Raw genomic sequence first — 1,583 nt, 5'->3', positions numbered from 1 at the left:
GGCGCGCTCTGGTGCGCCTGAGTATCCAGTCGCCATCGCCATCGCATTGGCCATGAATTGCAGTGCCCAAAAGTAGAGGCGCGACAAAATGCCGATGAACGCGCCAACGATTGCTTCGATTACGATTATCCGCATCAGCATCAAAGGGGCTGCCTTTACCGCTGGAGTGACCTGCGGCAGCACCAGCGGCACGACCATAAGAGAGCAGGCGAGCGCCAGGAAAAGGCGTATTTGCATTGGAATGCGTGGGCTGGAAATGCCCGGCATGATCATCAGGCAGGCTCCTACGCGGGCAAAAACAAGCAGGGCCGCAATGATGCTATCGCTCAGTGGCGGCACGTTTGGAGCCTCACGAAATAGTGCCGAGGGAACGCACTTCTACGCCACGCGCGATCTCGACATGGGACAAGACCGACAATGTCGCGAACAGGCGCTCGATGATCATTCTGATGTAAGGTCGCGCTTCCGGCGAAGCGACGAGGACGAAGCGCTCTCCCCCGTCAAGGTGCTTGCGGATCGCAACACTTGCCTCATTGCCGAACTGCTCCAGTAGACGCGGATCAATGTCGAATTCCGTAATCTCCCCCTTGGCATCACGTTTGAGGCTCTGGTGGAAAACCAAATCCCAACGGTTGCCGAGACGCAAGACCGAAAGAACGCCATTGTCGGCAAGGTCGCCGCAGATCTGCTGTGCCATGCGCATCCGCACATGTTCGACGATCATTTCCGAGCGGCGGATATGCGGCGCCACTTCCGCTATTGCTTCGAGGATGAGATTCAGATTGCGGATCGACACCCGTTCCGTCAGCAGCAGCTTGAGAACCGCCTGCAGGCCAGAATAGGAGAGATGAGCTGGGCAAATGTCGTCGAGCAATTTGCGGTATTCGGGTCCAAGGCGGTCCAACAGTGCACGCATGTCCTTGTAGGAAAGCAGCTGCGCCAGGTTGTTGCGGACGATCTCGCTGAGATGCGTCAGCAATACGGAGAGATTATCGACCGTCATGTAGTTGTCGCGCTTGAGGTCAGCGGCAAAGATTTCCGGAACGGAGTACGCCTTCATGCCGAACGCCGGCTCCCTCACCTCTTCGCCCGGTACATGCGGGKGTGGCCGGTCACCGGGAATAACCAGGATTTCACCGACCCGCAGCTCATGCGAAGCCACAACTGTCCCATGGATTTTGATCCGGTATGTCTTGGGTGGTAGGAGCAAATCGTCTGTAACTTTGATTTCCGGGACTACAAAACCGTACTCAACCGCAAATTTCTTGCGCATCTTGTTGACGCGATGCGCAAGTTCAAGCTGCGATGCGAGCAGTCTTGCCGAGATTTGCTTGCCAAGACAGAGCTCGATCTGCGCCGTTTCAAGTGAGGCCCTGACAGAATCCCGGTCTTCCTGTTCAGCATGTTTCTGCTTCAGTGCGCTTTCGGCCTGTACAGCAGCGGCCACCCGGGCGAGCTTGCGCGGGACAGATACGCCAATCGCGACAAGTCCAGCCGCAAGCACGAAAAACGGAAATGCAGGCAGCCCGGGCAAGATCCCGAGCACGAATAGTAACAAGGCAGCGACGAAGAGCGCTTTAGGA

At 56.9% G+C, this 1,583-nt stretch carries 2 protein-coding genes; both read right to left on the bottom strand.

Going from position 1 to position 1,583, the window contains the following annotated elements:
* On the bottom strand, nucleotides 1–339 hold a 339-nt coding region (locus tag ACXJ5O_RS26460; RefSeq protein WP_457302502.1), incomplete at its 3' end, for a flagellar biosynthetic protein FliR.
* Nucleotides 340–349: 10 nt separating this feature from the next.
* Nucleotides 350–1,583, bottom strand: a 1,234-nt coding sequence (locus ACXJ5O_RS26455; protein WP_457302501.1) for an FHIPEP family type III secretion protein, incomplete at its 5' end; no start/stop codon positions are given.

It is taken from the genome of Phyllobacterium sp. P5_D12, assembly GCF_054049495.1.
The sequence above is the reverse complement of the archived record's forward strand: the minus strand, read 5'-3'. Positions and strand labels throughout refer to the sequence as shown.